This is a genomic window from Leifsonia psychrotolerans (genome assembly GCF_013410665.1).
Taxonomy (GTDB): Bacteria; Actinomycetota; Actinomycetes; order Actinomycetales; family Microbacteriaceae; genus Cryobacterium; species Cryobacterium psychrotolerans_A.
The window spans coordinates 1,952,269-1,975,852 of the sequence record NZ_JACCFM010000001.1 but is presented as its reverse complement, the minus strand read 5'-3'; the positions used below and the strand labels follow the sequence as shown (position 1 = coordinate 1,975,852).

Genomic DNA, 23,584 nt, shown 5'->3' with positions numbered 1-23,584 from the left:
TTTGCGGCCGAAACCTGCCACACATTCGTCGACGCGTGAGCCTTGCGCTCCGCCCCGAAACAGGAGATAGCGCTGCTAGAGAACGCTGTAAACCTGCTGGTCCCGCTCGCCAACGACGACGGTGGCTTCCATGGTCCTACGATTAATGAATTTTTCCCCGACGCGATTTTTTTCGCCAATACGCCATTTGAGATGAACCGGATCATCCTGATCCGCTTCCTCGCAGTCGCCGTATTGCTTCTGGTCTTCTGGATCGGTACCCGTCGTATGACGGTCATTCCGAACCGGATGCAGAGCTTGGTAGAAATGGGTCTGGATTTTGCGCGAGTCAATATCGCGGAAGACCTCCTGGGTAAGAAAGATGGCAAGCGGTTCCTGCCGCTGATCACCACCATCTTCTTCATGGTCCTGTTCATGAACTTGACGGGTATTATTCCCGGCCTGAACATCGCGGGTACCTCGGTCATCGGCGTTCCGCTGCTTTTGGCTGTCATCGCCTACGGCGCGTTCATCTACGCCGGTGTCAAGAAGCACCCGGGAAAGTTCTTCCGCAATTCGCTGTTCCCTCCCGGAGTTCCGCCGGCTTTGTACATCATCGTGACGCCGATCGAGTTCGTCTCGACCTTCATCATCCGGCCGATCACCCTGACCCTGCGACTCCTGATGAACATGGTCGTCGGTCACCTCTTGCTGGTGCTCTTCTTTGCGGCTACCCAATTCTTCTTCTTCACGGCAGACGGCGCATTCAAGTTCTTCGGAGTCGGCACGTTGGTCTTCGGATTCGCGTTCACCCTCTTCGAGGTGCTGATCGCTCTGCTTCAGGCTTATATTTTCGCCCTGCTCACCGCTGTCTACATCCAGCTTGCGCTGGCTGAGGAACACTAAACAACGAATCCGGCACTCGCCGAAATTCGCTCATCACGGAAGGAAACACACGTGGACGCAACAACCGTTCTCGCGGCACTCTCAGGAAACATCGCGACTGTTGGTTACGGCCTCGCCGCAATCGGCCCGGCTATCGGCGTAGGTATCGTCGTCGGCAAGACCATTGAGGGTGTTGCTCGTCAGCCCGAACTCGCCGGTCGCCTGCAGGTTCTGATGTACATCGGTATCGCCTTCACCGAGGCGCTGGCCTTCATCGGTATCGCTACGTACTTCATCTTCACCAACTAATCCTCTTTTCTCTCTAGTTAGGAGGCATGATGCTTCACGCTGTAATAGCAGCACAGGCCGCTGGTGAGCAGACCAACCCGCTCATCCCGGCGGTCTACGACATCATCTGGTCGGCGGTCTGCTTTGTCGTGATCCTGTTCTTCTTCTGGAAGCTCGTGCTTCCGAAGATGCAGAAGCTTCTCGACGACCGTGCAGAGGCCATCGAAGGCAACATCGCCAAGGCCGACGACGCTCAGCGCAAGGCCGAAGCTGCTCTCGAGCAGTACACGGCTCAGCTTGCTGATGCGCGCGCCGAAGCCGGTGTGATCCGCGAGCAGGCTCGCGCCGACGGTGCAAAGATCGTCGCAGAGCACAAGGAACAGGCGCTGGCCGAGGCCGCACGTGCCACCGCTACCGCCAAGGCACAGATCGAAGCTGAGCGTCAGTCGGCCGTCGTGTCGCTGCGCAGTGAGGTCGGCACCTTGGCCATTGACTTGGCATCCGGTGTGATCGGCGAAAGCCTGACCGATGACGCGAAGGCTAGCGCCATCGTTGACCGGTTCCTGGCTGATCTCGAGGCTTCGGAATCCGCGGCTTCTTCAGCTGGAAAGAAGTAACCACATGGGAAGCGCCACCAGAGAAGCTCTGGCCTCGTCGCGGGCAGCTCTTGCTGCCCTCGACGGGACCATTGATCTGGCGACGGGCGAGAGCCTTTTCGGTGCCGGTCGCGCGATCGGCAATTCGTCGCAACTCCTGTCAGCACTCGCAGATCCGTCGGCAGACGCCGCAGCGAAGACCACGCTAATAGCGCGTGTCTTCTCCGCCGCCGTCACGCCGAACGCTCTCGAACTGTTGCAGGCCATCGCTTCCGAGCGTTGGTCGAACCACGGCGACCTGCTCGCCGGGATCGAAGAGCTGGGATTGCGGGCCACCGCACTGTCAGGTCCTGGAGACGGAACGATCGAGGGCGAACTTTTCTCCTTCGGTACGACCGTGTCGTCCGACGCGGAGCTGGAGCTGGCCCTGGCCAGCAAGCTTGGTCGGGCTGACGCCAAAACGGGTCTGGTCGACGCGCTGTTGACCGGCAAGGTCACGGCCCAGACGCTGGTCATCGTGCGCCACCTGGTGCAGCAGCCACGCGGCCGCCGCATCGGTGAGCTGCTTCGTCACGCCGCCTCCATCGTTGCCGACCAGGCTGGCACTCAGATTGCAAACGTCACGTCGGCGACTGCACTCTCGCCCGCGCAGCTTGACCGGTTGAAGAAGAGCCTGGCCGAGCGCTATGGCCGTGCTTTGACACTCAACCAGATCGTCGACAGCAGTGTTGTCGGCGGACTGCGTGTGCAGATCGGCGACGACGTGATCGATGGAAGCATCGCCACCCGCCTGGCCGATTTGCGACTCCAGCTTGCTGGCTGACCCCAGGTCAGTTCAGAACATTGAAATCTCGAGGCTGTAACGTCTCGAAAAGACAGAGCTGTACACCCCGTACAGAAAAGGGAAGATGATGGCAGAACTAACGATCAGCCCCGATGAGATCCGCGGCGCTCTCCAGGACTTCGTGAAGTCCTACGAGCCGAACAAGACCGCGACCACCGAGGTCGGTTACGTCACCACCGCGGGTGATGGAATCGCGCACGTCGAGGGTCTCCCCGGCGTGATGGCCAACGAGCTCATCAAGTTTGCCGACGGCACCCTGGGCCTGGCCCAGAACCTCGACGAAGATGAGATCGGTGTGGTGGTTCTCGGTGAGTTCACCGGCATCGTCGAAGGTATGGAGGTGCACCGCACAGGCGAGGTACTCTCCGTTCCCGTTGGCGATGGCTACCTCGGCCGCGTCGTCGACCCGCTGGGTGCTCCGATCGATGGTCTCGGTGAGATCGCGACCGAAGGCCGCCGCGCTCTCGAACTGCAGGCGCCCGGCGTCATGCAGCGTAAGAGTGTGCACGAGCCCATGCAGACCGGTATCAAGGCTATCGACGCCATGATCCCCGTCGGGCGTGGCCAGCGTCAGCTCATCATTGGTGACCGCCAGACCGGTAAGACGGCCATTGCGATCGACACCATCATCAACCAGAAGGCCAACTGGGCTTCGGGCGATGTCAACAAGCAGGTTCGCTGCATCTATGTGGCTATCGGACAGAAGGGGTCCACCATCGCTTCGGTGAAGGGTGCCCTCGAAGATGCCGGAGCGATGGAATACACCACCATCGTCGCCGCGCCTGCTTCTGACCCGGCTGGCTTCAAATATCTCGCCCCGTACACCGGCTCGGCCATCGGCCAGCACTGGATGTACGCCGGCAAGCACGTTCTCATCGTTTTCGATGACCTGTCGAAGCAGGCCGAGGCCTACCGTGCAGTGTCGCTGCTGCTGCGTCGTCCGCCGGGACGTGAGGCATACCCCGGTGACGTGTTTTACCTGCACTCCCGTCTGCTCGAGCGTTGTGCCAAGCTCTCCGACGAGCTGGGTGCCGGCTCGATGACCGGTCTTCCGATCATCGAGACCAAGGCGAACGACGTTTCCGCCTACATCCCGACTAACGTGATCTCGATCACCGACGGCCAGATCTTCCTGCAGTCCGACCTGTTCAACGCCAACCAGCGTCCCGCGGTCGACGTGGGTATCTCGGTCTCGCGTGTCGGTGGTGACGCTCAGGTCAAGTCCATCAAGAAGGTTTCCGGAACGCTGAAGCTTGAACTTGCTCAGTACCGTTCACTCGAAGCCTTCGCGATGTTCGCCTCCGACCTCGACGCGGCCAGCCGCCGTCAGCTCGCCCGTGGCGCCCGCCTCACCGAGCTGCTGAAGCAGCCGCAGTACTCGCCGTACCCCGTCGAGGACCAGGTTGTTTCGATTTGGGCCGGCACGAACGGCAAGCTCGACGAGGTTCCGGTCGAAGACATCTTGCGTTTCGAGCGCGAGCTGCTCGACTACCTGGGCCGCAACACCGATGTGCTGACCGTGCTGCGCGACACGAACGTTCTTTCGGACGACACCGTCGCCGCGCTGAACATCGAGGTCGACAAGTTCAAGCTCGAATTCCAGACCGGTGAGGGAAAGCCACTCGCCTCTGTGGGCAAAGAGCAGTTCGACGCCATCGCTGAAGAAGACGTCAACCAGGAAAAGATCGTCAAGCAGAAGCGTTAGTTGTTTCTCCGGTTGGCCGCCCACACGGTGGCCAACCGGAGGCACCTACCGACCTGCTGATCACTAAACCAGAGAAAGAGACACATGGGAGCGCAACTTCGGGTCTACCGGCAGAAGATCAAATCTGCCCAGACGACCAAGAAGATCACTCGGGCCATGGAGCTGATCTCCGCCTCGCGCATTCAGAAGGCGCAGGCGCGCGTCACGGCGTCCACCCCGTATTCGCGCGCGATTACTCGCGCCGTTTCTGCGGTTGCCACGTACTCGAACGTTGAGCACGTACTGACGACCGAGCCGGAAAAGATTCAGCGGGCAGCCGTCGTAATCTTCGCTTCCGACCGCGGTCTGGCCGGCGGGTTCAGCTCACAGGTTCTGCGTGAGTCAGAAGAACTGAGTGAGTTGCTGCGCAGTCAGGGCAAGGATGTCGTGTACTTCCTTGTCGGGCGCAAGTCAGTGGCTTACTTCCACTTCCGCCACCGTGCCTCCGAGCGCGTTTGGACCGGCGGCACAGACCAGCCCGCGTTCGAAACTGCGAAGGACATCGGCGACGCACTGCTTGAGACCTTCCTCCGTGACTACGAAGACGGCGGCGTCGACGAGATTCACATCGTCTACAACCGCTTCGTGAGCATGGTCAGCCAGGTTCCCGAGGTTGTTCGCCTGCTTCCTCTGGAGGTCGTCGAGGGCGTCGAAGAGCCTGAAGCCAGCGCCATCTTGCCGCTCTACGAGTTCGAGCCGGATGTCGAAACCGTGTTGGACGGGCTTTTGCCGGTCTACATCGAGAGCCGCTTGTTCAACGCCATGCTGCAGTCGGCCGCTTCCGAGCACGCCGCCCGTCAGAAGGCGATGAAGTCGGCGACCGACAACGCCGACAAGCTGATCACCGACTACACGCGTCTGGCTAATAACGCGCGTCAGTCTGAGATCACCCAGCAGATTTCCGAGATCGTGGGTGGAGCCGATGCGCTCTCATCCGCCAAGAACTAATCCCCAGAGAAGAGAGAGCAATGACTGACACCGCAACAGCGCCAGTCCAGGCTGCGGCGCCGGCTACTGCCGTGGGCCGTATCGCCCGCGTGACCGGCCCCGTCGTCGACATCGAATTTCCCCACGACTCGATCCCGGGCATCTACAACGCGCTGAAGACGACAATTGTCATCGGCGAGGTTTCGACCGTCATCACGCTCGAGGTTGCACAGCACCTCGGTGACGACTTGGTTCGTGCCATTGCGTTGAACCCGACCGACGGTCTGGTTCGTGGCCAGGAAGTGCGCGACACCGGAGAGCCGATCACGGTTCCCGTCGGTGACGTCACCAAGGGCAAGGTCTTCAACGTCATCGGTGACGTGCTCAACGCCGCCCCTGGCGAGCAGATTGAGATCACCGAGCGCTGGCCGATCCACCGCAAGCCCCCGGCATTCGACCAGCTTGAGTCGAAGACCGAGCTTTTCGAGACCGGTATCAAGGTCATCGACCTGCTCACCCCGTACGTCCAGGGTGGAAAGATCGGCCTCTTCGGTGGTGCCGGTGTGGGTAAGACCGTTCTGATCCAGGAAATGATCCAGCGCGTGGCGCAGGACCACGGTGGTGTGTCGGTGTTCGCCGGTGTCGGGGAGCGTACCCGTGAGGGCAACGACCTCATCCACGAAATGGAAGAAGCCGGCGTCTTCGACAAGACCGCTCTTGTCTTCGGCCAGATGGACGAGCCGCCGGGAACGCGTCTGCGCGTCGCCCTCTCCGCCCTCACCATGGCCGAGTACTTCCGCGACGTGAAGAAGCAGGACGTTCTGCTCTTCATCGACAACATCTTCCGCTTCACCCAGGCCGGTTCCGAGGTGTCGACCCTTCTCGGTCGCATGCCGTCCGCCGTGGGTTACCAGCCGAACCTTGCCGACGAGATGGGTGTTCTTCAGGAGCGCATCACCTCGACGCGTGGTCACTCGATCACCTCGCTGCAGGCCATTTACGTGCCTGCCGACGACTACACCGACCCGGCACCGGCGACCACCTTCGCCCACCTCGACGCCACCACCGAGCTGTCGCGTGCGATCGCCTCGAAGGGTCTGTACCCGGCCGTCGACCCGCTGACCTCCACCAGCCGTATCCTCGACCCCCGCTACTTGGGTGCCGATCACTACAACACGGCTGTGCGCGTCAAGGCGATTCTTCAGAAGAACAAGGAACTCCAGGAGATCATCGCGATCCTCGGTGTTGATGAGCTGTCTGAAGAAGACAAGGTCACCGTGTCGCGGGCACGTCGTATCGAGCAGTTCCTCTCGCAGAACACCTACATGGCGAAGAAGTTCACCGGTGTCGAGGGCTCGACGGTTCCCCTGAAAGAGACCATCGAGTCGTTCACGGCCATCGCCAATGGTGACTTCGACCACGTTGCCGAGCAGGCATTCTTCAACGTCGGTGGTATCAACGACGTCGAAGAGAAGTGGGCTCAGATCCAGAAGGAGAACGGCTAACCATGGCTTCAGCACCGCTGAACGTCAGCGTTGTTGCGGCGGACCACCAGGTGTGGGCCGGCGAAGCAACAATGGTCATCGCTCGCACCGTCGAGGGAGAGATCGGTATTCTTGCCGGTCACGAACCGCTGCTGGCGATTCTTGCCAACGGTGAAGTCCGCGTGACTCTTACCGATGGCTCGAAGATCACCGCTGCGGCTGATGACGGTTTCCTCTCGGTCGAGAACAACCAGGTCACGATCGTCGCTCGCAAGGCGGAGCTCGTCTAACTCAGGTGCTTGTTCTCCTCCCGCCTTCGGAAACGAAGCGCGATGGTGGAAGCGGCGGCCCCCTCGGGGTCGCCGCTTTCGCTTATCCGGCGCTGACCGCCTCGAGACTCGCTCTCGTGAGCGCCCTTGGCGACCTCTCCGGCGATACGGATGCCTCGATCGCCGCCCTCAAACTGGGCCCCACTCAGTTGGCCGAGATCGAACGCAACCGCGAGCTCGAGACATCGCCCACGATGGCCGCCGTCGATCGCTACACCGGCGTGCTCTACGACGCCCTTGATGCACCGAGCCTGAGCGAGGCAGCGCGTTCTTTCGCCGGTGATCATCTTCAGATTCACTCGGCGCTGTTCGGGCCGGTCGGCGCTCTCGACCTGATTCCGGCCTATCGGTTCTCCCATGACTCGAAACTTCCGGGACTGCCGCTGAAAAAGCACTGGTCCTCGGCCATCGCCGGCGTTCTCACCGAGACCAACGGGCTGGTGCTCGACCTGCGATCCGAAGCCTATGTGCACCTCGGCCCCGCACCGAGACGGGAGGACTCAGTCTTCTTACGCGTCGTCACCGAGGCTGAGAATGGCCAAAAACGGGCGCTCAACCACTTCAACAAAAAGTCGAAGGGCGAGTTCACCCGAGCGCTTCTGCAGGCCGAGCGTGATTTCTCGAACGTAGCGGAGCTACTCGACTGGGCCCGGACTGCGGGCTTTCGGCTGCACCACGGCGCCCCGGGTGAAGTGGAGCTGGTGGTTGAACAACTCACGATCGCTCAGCTGGCTGAGCGCTCCGCCTCACGGCGCCCGCTCGTCTGAACGAGATCGCCGAGCACCTGGTTAACCAGGTCGAGTGGGTCGTACTGCGCTCGAATGGTGAAGGCGATCCTCTCATGGGTGAGCAACCAGGCCTTCGTCGGCACGCCGGATCCTTGGCTATAGCCGATGATCTCGCCTGTTGACGAGAGCACTCGATGGCAGCCGACGATGATCGGCAACGGGTTGGCGGCGACAGCGCGGCCAATGGAGCGCCCGGCACCCGGCCGGCCGATGGCCGTCGCGACCGCGCCATAGGAGGTCGCGGCCCCGTGGGGGACTTCGGCGAGCCGGTGCCAGACGCTGTGCTGGAATGGTGTGCCGTTGTCGAACCGTGTCGGGAGCTCGAAAACCGTGCGCGAATGCGTGAAGTACTCGGCCAGTTGGGTCAGGGCATCTTCAAGGAGTGCTGAGGGGGTCTCTGGATGCCCGTCGTGGGGGAGACGGCCCGCAGTTTCGATGGTGAGGGAGAGCAGATGGGTGCTGTCGGCGACGAGTTCTAGGCGCCCGAGCGGGCTCGGCGTGCGCATCAGAAGGAGTTCGGTATCAGTCATGACCTGACGCTAACCGCGCGAGATTCTTCGAGGCCCCCTCTGGGCGACTATGTGCATCACACTGGCTGACCGAGCCTGTGGAGGAGGGTGCCAGATCACCCGTTCCGGGTGTGTCAGACAACTGAGCGATCACCGTATGGTCGAGGACAGTCGCTGCCCGGGAACGCCGGGGGAGGCACAGACGAAGGAGATGAAGATCATGGGCTTCTGGGCAAACTTCTGGGATGTCATCGGTTGGTTCTTGTGGGCCTTCGTGTTCATCGCATATCTGATGGCCTTGTTTTCAATCATCGGAGACCTCTTCCGCGATCGTGAACTCAACGGGTGGTGGAAGGCACTGTGGATCATCTTCCTCATCTTTGTTCCGTTCCTCACCGCGCTGGTCTACCTCATCGCTCGTGGGCGCGGCATGGCGGAGCGCCAGAATCGAGATGTCGCGCAGGCGCAGGCCGCAGCCGAGAGCTATATCCGGACCGTGGCGAGCCCGAGCCCGACCGAGGAGATTGCGAAGGCAAAGGCGCTCTTCGACAACGGCACCTTAACCGAAGCCGAGTTTCACCATCTCAAAGCCAAAGCGTTGGCGGGCTGACGTCTGACAGATGTGCGGCAACGATGCGCGGCAGCTCTGTCCGCGATCGAAACCAATAGGCTGGGCAGATGGCACAGATCGAGTACCGCAGGTTGGGCATATCCGGATTGACGGTGTCGTCAATGGGACTCGGTTGCAACAACTTCGGTCGTCCCGGCTCGAAGACCGAGGATCAAGCGGGCACGACCGCCGTGATCGATGCAGCGATCAATGTCGGCATCACCCTCTTCGACACCGCAGACATCTACGGCTACGAGTACGGGCGCAGCGAGAGCATGATGGGCGAGGCGCTGAGCGGGCGTCGTGACCAGATCGTGCTCGCCACGAAGTTCGGCCACGCCGACTACGATTCACCGCTCAGCAACTGGGGCGCCAAGGGCTCGAGACGCTACATCCGGCAGGCCGTCGAAGGGTCGTTACGCCGTCTGAAGACCGAGTGGATTGACCTCTACCAGTTGCACACGCGAGATCCGCTCACTCCGATCGAGGAGACGCTCGACGCGCTCGACGATCTCATTCGCGAGGGGAAGGTGCGCTACATCGGTCACTCGAACTTTGCCGGCTGGCAGATCGCGGATGCCGAATACACGGCTCGCCTCGGCAACCATCCGCGTTTCATCTCGGCCCAGAACGAGTACAGCCTGCTTGTGCGTGGCGCCGAGCGCGAGGTCCTCCCGGCGGTGAACGCCTATGGGCTTGGCTTCTTGCCGTTCTTCCCGCTCTACAACGGCTTGTTCACCGGCAAGTTCACGCGCGACGGTGGTCCCGCCGACAGCCGCATCATGAGGCAGCGTCCGCATCTGCTGGCGAACGCACCGTGGGATCTCATCGAACAGTTCGAGGCGTACCTCGCCAAGCGCAACATGACCTTGCTCGAGGGCACGCTCGGCTGGTTGCTCGCCCAGCCCGGCTTGTCGAGCGTGATTGCCGGCGCGACAACGCCCGAGCAGGTTCGGCAGAATGCCGAGGCGGCTACGGCCTGGAAGCCGACGGCCGAAGAATCGCTCTGGGTCTCGGCACTTTTCGCCTGAGAGACTTTTCGCCCTGAGAAGCACGCCGCGAATGTTCTGAAAAACTCTTGTGAGTGAGCACTCACTCAAGTAGATTCAGCGCGTGATGAATAAGGCACCGCGTGCTCGCTCTCTCTCGGTCGAAGACCGTCGGGAGATGCTCATCGCTGCGGTCACACCGCTGTTGTTAGCCCAGGGGCGTTCCGTGACGACCCGGCAGATTGCCGAGTGTGCGGGCATTGCAGAAGGAACCATCTTTCGTGCGTTCGGCAGCAAAGACGAACTGATTCAGGCGGCCATCACGCGCCAGTTGGACCCTGAGCCGCTGCGCGCCACTCTCCGTGCGGTCGACCCCGCGCTCCCGCTTGAGGATCGTATGCGCATGATTGTCACGCTTTTGCGTGAGCGGTTCAGCACCGTGTTCACCCTGATGAGCGCAGTGGGCGCTCTGGATCACCCACACCCCAGCGATGACAGTCGACGGGAGTTCACTGAGCTGATCCGTCGGGCGTTGGCCCCCGACCTGGCCGGACTGACCGTCGACGCCGCGCGGGCCGCCCAGATCGTGCGCATGGTGGCGCTCGCGGCATCCGTCACCCCCATCAGAAACGGCCCGGCTTTTGACGATGCCGAGGTCGCTGCCCTCATTTTGTATGGAATAGCTGGCGCCCCTGCGGCGCGATAGCGAGGAGAATCGGATGCTCTGGAAGTTGCTTGTCAGGTATCTGCGGCCCTACTGGCCGTTGTTGGCTGCCGTCGTCGTTTTTCAGCTTCTGCAATCGATCGCTTCGCTCTATCTGCCGACGTTGAACGCCAGCATCATCGATGACGGCGTGGCGAAAGGCAACACGGAATACATCATGAGCACGGGCGCGGTCATGCTCGTGATCACGCTGGCCCAGATCATCTGCGCCATCATTGCCGTGTATTTCGGGGCAAAGGCGGCCATGGCTCTCGGCCGCGACCTGCGCAGCGCCGTGTTCACGCGGGTCGGCGAGTTTTCGGAGCAGGAAGTGACCCGGTTCGGTGCTCCCTCGCTGATCACCCGATCGACGAATGATGTGCAGCAGGTGCAGATGCTGGTGCTGGTGACCACGACGCTGATGGTGTCGGCCCCGATCCTCTGCATCGGCGGCATCATCATGGCCATGCAGCAGGACCTCGACCTGTCGTGGTTGATCGCCGTGAGCGTTCCCGTTTTGCTCGTCGCGGTCGGACTGATCATCGTGCGAATGGTCCCGCTGTTTCGTAAGATGCAGACACGCATCGACACCGTGAACCGCGTGTTGCGGGAACAACTCACCGGTATCCGTGTCGTGCGGGCATTTGTGCGCGAAGACATCGAGACCGACCGTTTCGCCGTTGCGAACGCCGATGTGACGGATGTCGCATTGCGGGCCGGCCGCCTGATGGCGCTGATGTTCCCGACGGTCATGCTCGTGCTGAATGTCTCGAGCGTTGCAGTGATCTGGTTCGGGGCCTTCCGCATTGAGGACGGCACGCTGCAGGTCGGTACGCTGGTCGCCTTCCTCAGCTACCTGCTACAGATTCTGATGGCGGTCATGATGGCCACGTTCATGGCCGTGATGATTCCACGCGCGGCGGTCTGCGCGGACCGGATCGCGGAAGTGCTCGGCACCCCTTCCAGCGTTCGCCCACCTGAGAACCCGGTCGATGAGACCCACGGGCATGGTGAGGTCGAGCTGCTCGACGTGGGTTTCGCCTATCCGGGGGCTGAAGCTCCGGTGCTCAGTAACATCAGCTTCCTCGCCCACCGGGGGCAGACGACAGCGATCATCGGCAGCACGGGCTCGGGCAAGACCACCCTGGTCAATCTGCTGCCCCGCTTGTTCGACGCCACGACAGGCTCGGTACTCATCGATGGTGTCGACGTGCGCGAGTTGAATCCAGATCTGCTCTGGGGCAACATCGGTCTCGTTCCGCAGAAGCCATACCTCTTCTCGGGAACCGTGCGCAGCAACCTGCAATATGGCAAGCCGGATGCCACAGACGACGAGCTCTGGAGCGCCCTGGAGATCGCCCAGGGCAAAGACTTCGTGACCGAGATGGATGGGGCCCTCGACGCACCAATCAGCCAGGGCGGTACCAACGTCTCTGGCGGCCAGCGGCAACGACTCGCGATCGCGCGGGCCCTCGTGAAACGCCCGGACCTCTACATCTTCGACGACTCGTTCTCGGCACTCGACACCGCGACGGATGCCCGACTGCGGCAGGCGCTGAGACGCAACGTCGCCGAGGCAACGATCATCGTCGTTGCTCAGCGTGTGGCGAGCATCATCGACGCCGACCAGATTCTGGTTCTCGAGGGCGGTCGCGTGATTGGGCGGGGGACTCACCCTGAACTCCTGGCGACCAATGAGACCTACCAGGAGATCGTGTCATCCCAGCTCACAGCGGAGGAAGCAGCATGAGCGACTCAGAATCTGACCACGCCGACAAGCCAGCAGCCCGCCCGGGGCGGGGCGGAGGCCCGTTCGGTGGAATGAACCTCCCGGCCGAGAAGTCGCTGAACTTCGGCCCCAGCGCGAAGCGGCTGCTCGGCAAGCTGCGTCCTGAGCGGCTCTGGATGGCGCTCGTGCTGCTGCTCGCCGTGGTGAGCGTAACCTTCTCAGTGCTCGGCCCGAAACTGCTCGGGCAAGGAACCAACCTGATCTTCGCCGGTGCCGTCTCAAAGACGTTGCCCGCTGGAGTGACACAGGCTCAGGTGATCGCCGGTCTGCGGGCAGACGGCAAAGGGCAGCAGGCCGATCTGCTCAGTGGCATGACGCTGACTCCAGGGCACGGAATCGACTTCGTGGCGCTGTCGAATGTGCTGCTCTGGGTGATGGTTCTCTATGTGTTCGCGTCGGTGTTCGGCTGGCTGCAGGCTTATGTGCTGAACGGTGTGGTGCAGCGCACCATCTACCGGCTGCGGGAGGAGATTGAGGCGAAAATCAACCGCCTGCCGTTGCGCTACTTCGATTCGAAGCCGCGGGGTGAACTGCTCAGCCGCGTCACCAACGACGTCGATAACATTTCGCAGAGCCTGCAGCAGACGTTGAGTCAGGCCGTGACCTCACTGCTCACCGTGGTCGGCGTGATCGTGATGATGTTCATCCTTTCGCCCCTGCTCGCTCTGATCGCCCTCGTGACGGTTCCGCTCACCCTGGTGATCACAGCGGTCATCGCCAAGCGCTCCCAGAAGCTGTTTGTTGCCCAGTGGAAGCACACGGGCGAGTTGAACGGGCAGATCGAAGAGACGTTCACCGGGCATGCTCTGGTGAAGGTGTTTGGGCGTCAACGCGAGGTCGACGCCCGCTTCGCGGCGAAGAACGACGAGCTCTTCGAGGCAAGCTTCGGCGCTCAGTTCATCAGCGGCATGATCATGCCGGCCCTGACCTTCATCGGCAACTTGGTTTACGTCGCGATCGCCGTCGTGGGTGGGCTGCAGGTCGCCAGTGGTGTCATGCAGATCGGTGACGTGCAGGCCTTCATCCAATATTCGCGGCAGTTCACGCAGCCGCTTGCTCAGCTGGGCTCGATGGCGAACCTGTTGCAGTCGGGCGTCGCATCCGCCGAGCGTGTGTTCGAACTGCTGGATGCCGACGAGCAGAGCCCCGACCCCGAACCGGCCGAGACGCCGAGCGAAACTCGTGGCCGCCTTGTGTTCGATGAGGTCTCATTCTCCTACTCGCCCGATAAGCCCCTGATTCACAACCTCAATCTGGTGGCCGAGCCTGGTCAAACCGTCGCGATCGTCGGCCCGACGGGTGCGGGTAAGACCACGCTCGTGAATCTGATGATGCGTTTCTACGAGATCGACTCGGGCACCATCACGCTGGACGGCACAGATGTCTCACTGATGACCCGCGACGACCTGCGCAGTCGCCTCGGTATGGTGTTGCAAGACACCTGGCTGTTCGGCGGCACCATCCGTGACAACATCGCGTACGGTCGACCGGATGCGACCGAAGACGAGATTCTCGATGCGGCCACGGCCACGTATGTTGATCGCTTCGTGCGTACGTTGCCCGATGGCTATGACACGGTGCTCGATGACGAGGGCGCAAACGTGAGTGCCGGCGAGAAGCAACTGCTCACGATTGCCCGAGCCTTCCTGGCCAAGCCCAGCGTGCTCATTCTCGACGAGGCCACAAGCTCAGTCGACACCCGTACCGAGGTGCTGGTGCAAAAGGCAATGAGCGCATTGCGTGCCGACCGCACCAGTTTCGTGATCGCGCACCGCCTGTCGACGATTCGTGAGGCCGATCTGATTCTGGTGATGGAGTCGGGCGACATCGTCGAACAAGGCACGCACGCGCAGCTGCTGGCGGCGGAGGGCGCCTACTTCGATCTCTACAACGCGCAGTTTGCGGCGGCGGTGACCGACGAGGTGTAGTTCTCCCCAGCCGGTCGCGCGCTGCGTTCTGCACCGATATGCGATGAAGTGCGGAGCCCGCCGGCCCGGTGGGCAGAGTTGCGTCATGTCTCCTTCCACCCCATCCACACTCATCACGATCACTAACGCCTGTGACTTTCTGGCGCTCGTGCCACAACTGCTCGGGTTCGTGCCCGAGAACAGTGTGGCGCTTGTGGCATTTCGAGGGAATCGCACGTGCGGTGCGATGCGGTTCAACCTCCCCGAGCCGGGCGCCCCTCATGCGGTGCTGAAACGCATCGCAACCACACTCATCGGCACCGTGTGCAAGATTCCCGGGGTGCAGGGGGTGATTCCGGTGGTCTACACCGACGCGCTCGTGGCCGAGACGGCGGAACTTCCCCATCAACACTTCATCGACACGCTGATCGAGCGCGCACGCTTCTCCGGGTTCAGCGTGCGGGATGCGCTCTGCGTGGGCACCGACGCGTGGGGAGAGTACTTCGATCCAGAGCGCCCCGAGCGCACGCATCCGCTCAGTGAAATTACAGCCTCGTCGGTGCATACATCGCTCCCGGTCGAGGCGGCGCGTGAGCTTGCGTCGCTCCGCAGCGGCGCTGAGCTTCCATCGGTGAGCCGGACGGCGAGAGAGCAGTGTGCCCGAGCGGCGCGTCGCGTGCTCGGCCGCGCCCACGCCGAAATCGCGCAGGCGGACTTTGCCGGACCGTTCGGCGCGGTGCTCGACCCGGTCGGTCTCGTCGAGGCAGCCCGGAATTGGAACACCGACTCGCCGCCAATGACCGACGCCGCGACCTTACTCGTGGTCAGCCAACGCCCGGCGCAACGGGATCAGATGATGCTGCAATTCGGGTTCGGTCATGCCGCGGGGGTCACGATTCATGAGTCGAACGTGCACTATGAACTCGTGCAACGCGACACAGGGTTGAGCCTCGATGAGATCGTCGAGGCCGAGTATCGTGCCGCAGCGACGAACCCAACCGCGAACGATACGACGGGCTCGACGTTGATTCTGGGGCAGAGCAGAGTGCGCCCCGACGTCGGCCAGGTCGACCACGCGATCGCGTTGCTGAAAACGGTCGTCGCTCTGGCACCGCGCTCGTTGCGACCGGCACCCTTGTGCATGCTCGCCTGGCTCTCGTGGGCACTTGGCCGCGGCAGCATCGGCGGGATGTTCGTCGATCAGGCACTGGCGATCGATCCGCACTATTCGATGGCGCAGCTGCTCGATCAGCTTTTCGGAACCGGAGCGCTGCCCGAGTGGGCCTTCGCCGAACCGACGGAGGGCTCAGCGGTCCATCGCGGTGCCGAACAGTCATGAAGGGAGGGTGGGTACAGAAAAGCCCGGGTGCGATTCGGGTCGCCCCCGGGCTATTCCTGTTTCGGTCGTGTCGGACCGTGCCCTACATGTGGTTCTCGGCCTCAGTCAAGACACTGCGCAGGATGTCGCCAATTTCGCGGAACTCGGCCGGGCCGATGGTCAGCGGGGGAGCGAGCTGAACAACGGGGTCGCCCCGGTCATCCGCACGGCAGTACAGTCCCGCTTCGAAGAGCGCCTTCGAGAGGAAGCCGCGCAGCAGTCGCTCCGATTCCTCATCGTTGAACGTCTCCTTGGTCTTTTTGTCCTTGACCAGCTCGATGCCGAAGAAGTAGCCCTCACCGCGCACGTCGCCGACGATGGGCAGGTCGAGCAGCTTCTCGAGTTCGGCACGGAACAGGGGCGAATTCTCTCGCACGTTCTCGTTGAGCTTCTCATCTTCGAAGATGTCGAGGTTTGCGAGTGCGACGGCCGAGGAGACCGGGTGTCCGCCGAAGGTATAGCCGTGGTAGAACGCGGTGTCGCCGTGCTTGAACGGCTCGTAGATCTTCTCGCTGACGATGGTGGCACCGATCGGCGAGTACCCACTCGTCATGCCCTTCGCGCAGGTGATCATGTCGGGCTCGATGCCGAACGTCGTCGACGCGAACATGTTGCCGATGCGACCGAATGCCGTGATGACCTCGTCGGCGACGAGCAGCACGTCGTACTTGTCGCAGATCTCACGCACGCGCTTGAAGTAGCCGGGGGGCGGCGGGAAACAACCACCCGAGTTCTGCACGGGTTCGAGGAACACGGCAGCGACGGTCTCGGGACCTTCGAACTCGATCATCTCTTCGATGCGGTTCGCTGCCCACATGCCGAACTTCTCCAGGTCGTCGCCGAGTCCGAGGCCGGGGGCCATCTCGTCTGCGCGGTAGAAGTTGGTGTTGGGAACGCGGAATCCGCCGGGCGTGATCGGCTCAAACATCTCCTTCATCGCAGGGATGCCTGTGATGGCCAGCGCGCCCTGCGGGGTGCCGTGATACGCCACGTTGCGGGAGATGACCTTGTGCTTGGTGGGGCGGCCCTTGAGCTTCCAGTAGTACTTGGCCAGCTTGAACGCGGTTTCGACCGCCTCACCACCGCCGGTGGAGAAGAAGACACGGTTCAGGTCGCCCGGAGCATAATCGGCGAGGCGATCGGCCAGGTCGATGGCGTTCGGGTGCGCGTAGGACCAGATCGGGAAGAAGGCGAGTTCTTCCGCCTGCTTCGCAGCGACTTCGGCGAGGCGCTTGCGGCCGTGTCCGGCGTTCACGACGAACAGACCGCTCAGGCCGTCGATGTACTTCTTGCCGTTTGAGTCCCAGATGTGGTGACCCTCACCCTTGGTGATGATCGGCACACCGGCGCCGCTTTCCATCACCGACTGACGAGCGAAGTGCATCCAGAGGTGATCCTTCGCCTTCTGCTGCATCGCGGCATTCTGGGCATCGGTATATACGGTTGGTTCTGATTTACTCATTTTTATCGTGTTCCCCAGTTGTAGAGCTGTTTGTGGAGTTTGAGATAGACGAACGTTTCAGTGGAGGTGACTCCTTCGAGATTGCGGATCTTGGAGTTCAAGAGAGTGAGCAGCTCGTCGTCGTCTTCGCAGACGACTTCGGCCAAGATGTCAAACGAACCGGCAGTCAGAACGACATAATCGACGGCAGGAAGCTCGGCAAGCCGGTCGGCTAACAGCCGAGTGTCACCGGTCGCCCGGATGCCGATCATGGCCTGACGGTAGAAACCAAGCTGCATGGGATCAGTGACGGCGACAACTTGCATGACCCCGGACTCGGTCAGCTTCTGAACGCGTTGCCGCACGGCGGCTTCACTCAACCCAACGGCTTTTCCGATTTCAGCGTACGAACGGCGACCGTCGGCTTGCAGCTGTTCGATGATCTTCTTCGAGACCTCGTCAAGGTGCGCAGGTTTCCCCGCAGCGTTGCGGTCGTATGTCGTCATCTTTCGATTGTGACAGTGAGAATGCCCTTCGGCAAGGGAATCAGTGGTTATTTGCAGTAAATTCTACGAATTCCACAGAACTTAGCTCGAATGCGGTGAAGAGGGATGGATAGGATGAAGCGACGGCGTGGTCACTCTAGGCCACGGTGGGTTCATACACTCCGTTGGCGTCGTAGATCGGTTCGTGACGCGGCTTCGAGGAGCCGCGCAGAAGAGAGACTGAAACGGCATATGGATCACGGACGTGTGAGTTATGAACGATCACTCGGGGGTGGCCCCGAGTGGACGTTCATCGTGGGCCGCCGCTTCTTCGCCGCAGTCCCCAGCACGACAGCACCGTCGATCATTGACGAGTTCGTGGCGCGCGCACCCGATGCGTCGATCATCTTGGAATCACTGGTTGCCCTGCTTCCCCTCGCAGGAGAACAGAACGTCGACAGTTTCGCGGTTGTGTGCTTCTCGGGCGAGACCGGCGACGACGGGATTCCGGTTTCGATCATTGTGCGCGGTCAGATCACGGCGACGGTGTACACGGTCGAGGGCTCGCGCGACTTCACCGACCGCGGGATCCGTCCCTGGCTGCTGTCCGATTTTCAGTCGGTGACGGCAGTGCGCCTCGCTGCACCGGAGACAAGCGACGGGCCCGAGGCTGTCTCGCCTCCGGGCAACGGCACCGGTGCAGTGCGCGGAACCGCACTGCGCTGGTCGCTCGCGCACTCGAACTCGCACTCGAGCGTGGAACCGACCGCAGCGAACCGCTACCGCGTGCGGCTGCCGAGCGGCGATGAGCGGCCGCTGGATGCGGTCTTCGTGCTCGGTCGCCGGCCACGGTTGTCAGACGGTGATGGCCGTCGTGTCGTGCTGATTCCGCTGGCGTCGAGCACCTCGGCGGTCTCAGCGACGCACCTCGAAATTCGACAGCTGGGTGATGCCGTCCTCCTCACCGACCTGGGCTCGACCAACGGCACGAGTGTGGCTGTGCGCGAAGCGGGCACGCCGCACGTGGCGCCGGTTCGGTTGCAGCCAGGCGTGGCTTTCCGCGTCACAGCCGATGCAACTGTTAACGTGGGGGACGGTAATATCATCGAGATCCTCCCTGTGAGCGAGCGGTAGAACGTTGGCCTGGAGTTTGAGGCGTAGTCGGAAGGCACCATCGGTGACCCAGATCGGTCAAGGCACCAGTAGTCGGACGGTTGTTCTTCCGTCACTCAACACTCAGGTGATGCTCTCGTGGGGTGCTCGCACCGACGTCGGCCATCGGCGGGAGGCCAACGAAGACAGTCTTGTCGCTCTGCCTCCGATCTTCTGCGTGGCCGATGGAATGGGTGGTCATTCTGCCGGCGACGTCGCCAGCGCTGCGGTTGTCACGCGACTCGCCGAGCACGTGGGCGAAAGCTCGATGTCGGCCGAGGCCATTGCCCGTTCGCTCAGCCTGGCCGTCGAAGATATGGCACAGGGCGCCGGGGTGACAGACCGCGGAACCGGAACAACCGCGACAGGGGCCGCCCTCGGGGTCATCGCAGGCGAAGCGGTGTGGATCGTCTTCAACATCGGCGACTCCCGGGTCTACCAGTTGGTGTCGGGCGTGCTCGAGCAGGTCACTGTCGACCACTCTGTCGTGCAGGAACTGGTCGACTCCGGCCGCATCACGCGCGAGGAAGCTGACGTTCACCCGCAGGGAAACGTGATCACACGTGCCGTCGGATTCCACGAGGCACCGATTCCCGACTATCGAATTCTTAACGTTCAACCGGGCATGCGCATTCTGGTGTGTTCGGATGGGCTGACCAAGGAACTCACCGCCTACGGGATCCGACATTTTCTGCTCGGCAACCCGGATCCCGGGGATGCCGCGGATGCCCTCGTCAACGCGGCGCTCGAGAACGGTGGGCGCGACAACGTGACAGTGATTGTTCTTGACGTCGTCGATGTCGTGACCGGTGATGTGACCGACTCGTCTGTTTCGGATGCTGCGCAATGAATGGTCTGTACTCTGGAAGAAATGAGTTGGGCTAGGGAAGGATTCGCCTCGTGACCTGTCAGATCTGCGGGGCATCATTGCCCGAGCGGGCCATGTTCTGCGGCGAATGCGGAAGTTCGACCTCCGCGACGCCGCTGAGCCGCAAGCGAGCCGATGCACAGCCCGGCGACACGTCGATCATTGCGCCGCTGCCACCGCAGTCCGCGGTGTTCTCGATTCCCTACCGGATGGGCGAGGAGGAGCCTCCGCCGACAGCGGTCGTCGTTCCTGCGGTGTCTCCGGCTGCACCTCCGGCAGCTGCACCTCCGGCAGCTGCGGCGCCGAACGATGTTGCGCAGTGGCCGCCGGCCGACGTGGCACCCCCGTTCGTGATGGAGTTCAGCACGGGGGAGAGCCTCGCCGTTGTGGGGTCCGGTTTGGTCGGACGTCGACCGGTCGCGCAGAGCGACGAAGAATTCGACCACCTGATTCAGATTCACGATGTGGGCATGTCGGTATCGAAGTGCCATCTTGAGTTCGGCCAACACGACGGCGAGTTTTGGATCACCGATCGGTTCTCCGGCAATGGCACGGTGATCAGGCGGCCAGACGACTCGGCTATTCGCTGCGAACCCGGCCGCCGCTACTTGGTGCCGCGCGGTTCTCGGGTCGAGATCGCCGACCAGTTCTTCGTGCTCGTCTAGGCGTTCCTCCACACGATCTCTCGGCACGCGCTGTGCACCGATTCGGTTCGGAGTGCAGTACCGACGGGACTCGACTGATGTTCTGAGTCTGTGTACAGCCCCGTCGACCCACTGCGTATCCCGGCGCATCCCGCCGATGCTCAGCGCGCCGGATTCCCGCTCGTTGCGAGTCTGGCCCCACTGGCTGCGGCGGCAGCGATGTGGGCAATCACCGGATCGCTGTTTGCGTTGGTATTTGCGGGGCTGAGTCCGGTTATGGCTGTGGCGAGCGTGCTCGATAGCCGCCGTACGTCGAGGCGCACACGGCGACGTGACAGTGCACGCTACGGCGAGGCGATTGGCGCCCTCCAGCACGACATCGATGAGCGGCTCGAACTTCTTCGCCAGGCTGCCTGGCTGCGAACTCCTGCGTCAGGCAGCATCCTGCGCGCGCCCGACGAAGCGCTGCGCTGGGCTCCGCAGGCTCCCACCGAGGTCAGCCTCGGAGTCGGCGCCGTGGCAAGCGGCCTGGTGCTTGAGGGCGACGACGGATCGACAGAGGCCGGGCGACTTCGGCTGGCGGCATCGACGCTGCGAGATGCACCGGTCACGGCCGATGCGCGCGGCGGTATCGGCATCGTCGGGTCACCGGCCGCGGCGCTCGCACTGGGACGCGCACTTCTCGTGCAACTGAGCTTCACGCTTTCACCCGAGCGGTGGAGAGTTGTCGTCGCATCCGGATCCGGTGCCGCCGGTGGAACCGGGTGGTCCTGGAGCTTGACGTTGCCGCATGCCGGCGGGCGGACTGCGGAGCACGAGATCGTCGTCAGCGAGGGCGCCGCACGATCCGACAGCGCACGATCGGAGGCCGCACAATCCGGTGTGGCACAGCCCGGCGGGCAGCGCATCATCCTCGCCGTGGCACCGAGCATCGAGACGTTGCCCCCGGGGTGCGCAACAATCGTGCGGATGCGGAGCCCCGAGCAGGCGGAGCTCGTGCGTTCGGCGGCTGGGCAACGGTCACTCGTCTTTTCGCCAGACCTTGCCTCCGTCGTCGAAGCCGCGCGTCACGCGACGGAGTTGTGCCGCTCTGCCGACGCAGCGGGGATATCCCAGCTGCGCGACGTCGTGCCCTCGTCGGTTCAGTTGCGTGACATTGGCGTCACCGCCGACCAGCCGCATCCGTCGTCGGCACGCGGCCGTGGTCTTGACTGTGCCGTCGGCCTGAGTGCCGACGGGCCGCTCTGTATCGATCTGGTGCGCCAGGGACCGCACGCGGTTGTCGGTGGGACCACCGGGAGCGGAAAGAGTGAGCTTTTGGTCACCTGGATCGTGGCGATGGCCGCTCGGTACCCGCCCGACGAGGTCACCTTCTTGCTCGTCGATTTCAAAGGCGGTGCGGCGCTCTCCGCGCTGACGACGCTGCCACACTGTGTCGGTCTGGTCACCGATCTCGACGAGCACGAGGCGACGCGCGCCCTGGAAAGCCTGACCGCCGAACTGCGCTATCGGGAACAGATACTGGCCGACGCTGGCGCGCGAGAGATCGGTGACGCTCGAATAGTTCCGTCTGTGCCGCGTTTGGTGATCGTGGTTGATGAGTTCGCCACGATGCTCGGGGCCTTTCCGGACCTGCACGCCCTGTTCGTTGATATCGCGGCGCGCGGGCGTTCCCTCGGCGTCCACCTCATCCTGTGTACACAACGACCTGCGGGGGTGGTCCGCGACGCGCTGCTGGCCAACTGCAGTCTGCGGCTCTCACTGCGCGTCAACAATCGAGCCGACAGTCTCGCGGTGATCGGAACCGACGCGGCGGCTTCCCTCGCGCCCACGCTACCGGGCCGGGTGCTGATCAAGTGCGGAGTCGGTGATCCTCGGCTGTGCCAGATTGCCACCACGTCCGTCGACGATATTCAGCAGATCATCGGGCGCGCGCACGACGCGAGTGCCGGGGAGCCTCGTGGCGACCGAGCCCGCCGACCCTGGCTCCCCCCGCTCCCGCCGATGGTCACGAGGGAAGTGCTCGCAGCGGTTGCCGCCGGTGGCCCGGCGGCCGAGGCGGGAGCCGACGAGCTTCAGATCGGGCTGTTCGATGAGCCTGCCCATCAGCGCTATCGAGTTGCCGGATACGCGCCGACCAGGCACGGGCACCTGCTCGTCGTCGGGGCGGCCCACTCGGGGAAGTCGGCCGCTCTGGCCATGATGGCGGAACAAGCGCGAAAAACCGCGCACCCGGTCGGGCTGGTCGAGCTCGTCGATGCTGACATCGAGAACACGTGGGATGCCCTCGACCGTGCGCATCGGCGGTGCCTGGACCCGGACGCTACGACTCCAGGACTGCTGCTTCTCCTTGACGACTTCGACTCGGTGTACGCGCGCTGGGAAAGCGACTATCGGCTGGCGGCGCTGGACCTGCTGACGATCGTGCTGCGTGACGGCGCCGCGGCCGGGATCACACTGGTCATTGCGGTGCAGCGTGCTGTCGGCGGACTGCAGATCTTGTCGACCCTCTGCGGAAGCGCTCTGCTGCTGCGGATGCAGAATCTTGACGAGCATCGGGCCGCCGGGGGAGTACCGGCCCGGTTCGACACGACTCTGCCGGCGGGCGGCGGAAGCTGGCGCGGCACCCGAATTCAACTGCTCGCTGCCCTCGATCCGACGGGTGGACGCGCCCGACCGCAGCCCCTCCCGGGGCTATCCGCGCAGAGCACGCTGGTGCTCATTTCAGGGTCCCCGGCCCGCTGCGTCGAGCGGCTGCGAGAGATTCGGGGTGAGGTGGCTACTGTGGTCGAGCTCACACCGCCGCTGGGCGGCGCCCGCGGGCAGCTCGACGTGACGGCACTGATTGGCCCGACGGCGTTCGTCGGTGATCCGGATGCCTGGCAGATCGAATGGGCTGCGCTCCAGCTGCTGCGGCAGCGCAGTCCGCTGATCTTCGACCGCTGCACCCTTGCCGACTATCGCCTGATCAGTCGCCGACGAGAAGTTCCGCCACCGCTCGCGCCGGGGCGCAACCGGGTGTGGGTGCTCGAGCCGGATGGGCACGTTCATCGTGGTTCAGTGGAATCCGGCCGCTGATCAGGCAGGACACGGACGTTTTCGAAGAAAAGGGGGGCTATTTGTACTGATTTCGCGTGGTTTCGGCAAAAAAGTTAACGATCTGGGCATCGGTTTCGTGTTTTGGCCTGTGGTTGTGTCAGGATCAATCCACTCGCAACGGTGCGAGCGAGTCGGTGATTCACCGC

22 protein-coding genes are annotated in these 23,584 nt (G+C 62.8%); 19 read left to right on the top strand and 3 right to left on the bottom strand.

Features of this window, described 5'->3' with window-relative positions; all coding sequences use genetic code 11:
* Nucleotides 1-66 precede the first annotated feature (66 nt).
* The 9 genes from atpB (at nucleotide 67) to HNR05_RS09165 (ending at nucleotide 7,843) form a co-directional block, all read left to right on the top strand.
* Entirely contained in the window at nucleotides 67-885 is an 819-nt protein-coding gene (gene atpB / locus HNR05_RS09205; RefSeq protein WP_179580754.1) for a F0F1 ATP synthase subunit A, read from the top strand.
* A 51-nt stretch (nucleotides 886-936) separates the two neighbouring features.
* The gene (gene atpE / locus HNR05_RS09200) at nucleotides 937-1,173 is read left to right on the top strand and encodes an ATP synthase F0 subunit C (protein WP_179578737.1); all 237 of its coding nucleotides are present in this window, start codon (nucleotides 937-939) and stop codon (nucleotides 1,171-1,173) included.
* Between the two features lie 29 nt (nucleotides 1,174-1,202).
* Nucleotides 1,203-1,769: a F0F1 ATP synthase subunit B gene (locus HNR05_RS09195; protein ID WP_179580752.1), complete on the top strand. Its 567-nt coding sequence runs from the start codon at nucleotides 1,203-1,205 to the stop codon at nucleotides 1,767-1,769.
* 4 nt (nucleotides 1,770-1,773) lie between these two features.
* The gene (locus tag HNR05_RS09190) at nucleotides 1,774-2,571 is read left to right on the top strand and encodes a F0F1 ATP synthase subunit delta (RefSeq protein ID WP_179578736.1); all 798 of its coding nucleotides are present in this window, start codon (nucleotides 1,774-1,776) and stop codon (nucleotides 2,569-2,571) included.
* An 88-nt stretch (nucleotides 2,572-2,659) separates the two neighbouring features.
* Entirely contained in the window at nucleotides 2,660-4,297 is a 1,638-nt protein-coding gene (atpA, locus tag HNR05_RS09185; protein ID WP_179580749.1) for a F0F1 ATP synthase subunit alpha, read from the top strand.
* Between the two features lie 84 nt (nucleotides 4,298-4,381).
* A complete protein-coding gene (locus HNR05_RS09180; protein WP_179578735.1) occupies nucleotides 4,382-5,284 on the top strand; it encodes a F0F1 ATP synthase subunit gamma in 903 nt (300 codons plus the stop codon).
* 20 nt (nucleotides 5,285-5,304) lie between these two features.
* Entirely contained in the window at nucleotides 5,305-6,768 is a 1,464-nt protein-coding gene (atpD, locus tag HNR05_RS09175; protein ID WP_179578734.1) for a F0F1 ATP synthase subunit beta, read from the top strand.
* A 2-nt stretch (nucleotides 6,769-6,770) separates the two neighbouring features.
* The gene (locus HNR05_RS09170; RefSeq protein WP_179578733.1) at nucleotides 6,771-7,037 is read left to right on the top strand and encodes a F0F1 ATP synthase subunit epsilon; all 267 of its coding nucleotides are present in this window, start codon (nucleotides 6,771-6,773) and stop codon (nucleotides 7,035-7,037) included.
* Nucleotides 7,038-7,042: 5 nt separating this feature from the next.
* Entirely contained in the window at nucleotides 7,043-7,843 is an 801-nt protein-coding gene (locus tag HNR05_RS09165) for a peroxide stress protein YaaA (RefSeq protein ID WP_179578732.1), read from the top strand.
* Here the strand turns inward: HNR05_RS09165 and HNR05_RS09160 are convergent.
* On the bottom strand, nucleotides 7,801-8,394 hold the full coding sequence (locus HNR05_RS09160) for a methylated-DNA--[protein]-cysteine S-methyltransferase (protein ID WP_179578731.1): 594 nt from the start codon (nucleotides 8,392-8,394) through the stop codon (nucleotides 7,801-7,803). The two genes, HNR05_RS09165 and HNR05_RS09160, sit on opposite strands and share 43 nt — an antisense overlap.
* 199 nt (nucleotides 8,395-8,593) lie before the next feature.
* Here HNR05_RS09160 and HNR05_RS09155 point away from each other — a divergent pair, with 199 nt between their 5' ends.
* The 6 genes from HNR05_RS09155 (at nucleotide 8,594) to HNR05_RS09130 (ending at nucleotide 15,710) form a co-directional block, all read left to right on the top strand.
* Complete coding sequence (locus HNR05_RS09155; protein WP_179580747.1) at nucleotides 8,594-8,983, top strand: SHOCT domain-containing protein; 390 nt, start codon at nucleotides 8,594-8,596, stop codon at nucleotides 8,981-8,983.
* A gap of 68 nt (nucleotides 8,984-9,051) precedes the next feature.
* Nucleotides 9,052-10,014: an aldo/keto reductase gene (locus HNR05_RS09150; protein ID WP_179578730.1), complete on the top strand. Its 963-nt coding sequence runs from the start codon at nucleotides 9,052-9,054 to the stop codon at nucleotides 10,012-10,014.
* An 85-nt stretch (nucleotides 10,015-10,099) separates the two neighbouring features.
* Complete coding sequence (locus HNR05_RS09145) at nucleotides 10,100-10,678, top strand: TetR/AcrR family transcriptional regulator (RefSeq protein ID WP_246318592.1); 579 nt, start codon at nucleotides 10,100-10,102, stop codon at nucleotides 10,676-10,678.
* Nucleotides 10,679-10,691: 13 nt separating this feature from the next.
* Nucleotides 10,692-12,425 (top strand): ABC transporter ATP-binding protein, encoded by a 1,734-nt coding sequence (locus tag HNR05_RS09140; RefSeq protein ID WP_179578728.1) that lies wholly within the window; start codon nucleotides 10,692-10,694, stop codon nucleotides 12,423-12,425.
* Nucleotides 12,422-14,392: an ABC transporter ATP-binding protein gene (locus HNR05_RS09135; RefSeq protein ID WP_179578727.1), complete on the top strand. Its 1,971-nt coding sequence runs from the start codon at nucleotides 12,422-12,424 to the stop codon at nucleotides 14,390-14,392. Before HNR05_RS09140 ends, HNR05_RS09135 begins: the two co-directional genes overlap by 4 nt.
* Before the next feature lie 85 nt (nucleotides 14,393-14,477).
* Entirely contained in the window at nucleotides 14,478-15,710 is a 1,233-nt protein-coding gene (locus tag HNR05_RS09130; protein WP_179578726.1) for a DUF4192 domain-containing protein, read from the top strand.
* An 82-nt stretch (nucleotides 15,711-15,792) separates the two neighbouring features.
* On the opposite strand, the gene HNR05_RS09125 is transcribed toward HNR05_RS09130, so the two are convergent.
* Together HNR05_RS09125 and HNR05_RS09120 are read right to left on the bottom strand one after the other, a co-directional pair.
* Nucleotides 15,793-17,211, bottom strand: coding sequence for an aspartate aminotransferase family protein (locus HNR05_RS09125; RefSeq protein ID WP_179578725.1), 1,419 nt, complete (start codon nucleotides 17,209-17,211; stop codon nucleotides 15,793-15,795).
* Nucleotides 17,212-17,213: 2 nt separating this feature from the next.
* Nucleotides 17,214-17,696 (bottom strand): Lrp/AsnC family transcriptional regulator, encoded by a 483-nt coding sequence (locus HNR05_RS09120; protein WP_179578724.1) that lies wholly within the window; start codon nucleotides 17,694-17,696, stop codon nucleotides 17,214-17,216.
* Between the two features lie 231 nt (nucleotides 17,697-17,927).
* Between HNR05_RS09120 and HNR05_RS09115 the strand changes: the two genes are divergently transcribed.
* The 4 genes from HNR05_RS09115 (at nucleotide 17,928) to HNR05_RS09100 (ending at nucleotide 23,417) form a co-directional block, all read left to right on the top strand.
* Nucleotides 17,928-18,809 (top strand): FHA domain-containing protein, encoded by an 882-nt coding sequence (locus tag HNR05_RS09115; RefSeq protein WP_179578723.1) that lies wholly within the window; start codon nucleotides 17,928-17,930, stop codon nucleotides 18,807-18,809.
* Between the two features lie 43 nt (nucleotides 18,810-18,852).
* Complete coding sequence (locus tag HNR05_RS09110; RefSeq protein ID WP_343062536.1) at nucleotides 18,853-19,677, top strand: PP2C family protein-serine/threonine phosphatase; 825 nt, start codon at nucleotides 18,853-18,855, stop codon at nucleotides 19,675-19,677.
* Nucleotides 19,678-19,727: 50 nt separating this feature from the next.
* The gene (locus tag HNR05_RS09105) at nucleotides 19,728-20,360 is read left to right on the top strand and encodes an FHA domain-containing protein (RefSeq protein WP_179578722.1); all 633 of its coding nucleotides are present in this window, start codon (nucleotides 19,728-19,730) and stop codon (nucleotides 20,358-20,360) included.
* Between the two features lie 90 nt (nucleotides 20,361-20,450).
* Nucleotides 20,451-23,417, top strand: a complete 2,967-nt coding sequence (locus HNR05_RS09100) for an FtsK/SpoIIIE domain-containing protein (RefSeq protein WP_179578721.1) — start codon at nucleotides 20,451-20,453, stop codon at nucleotides 23,415-23,417.
* Nucleotides 23,418-23,584: the final 167 nt, after the last annotated feature.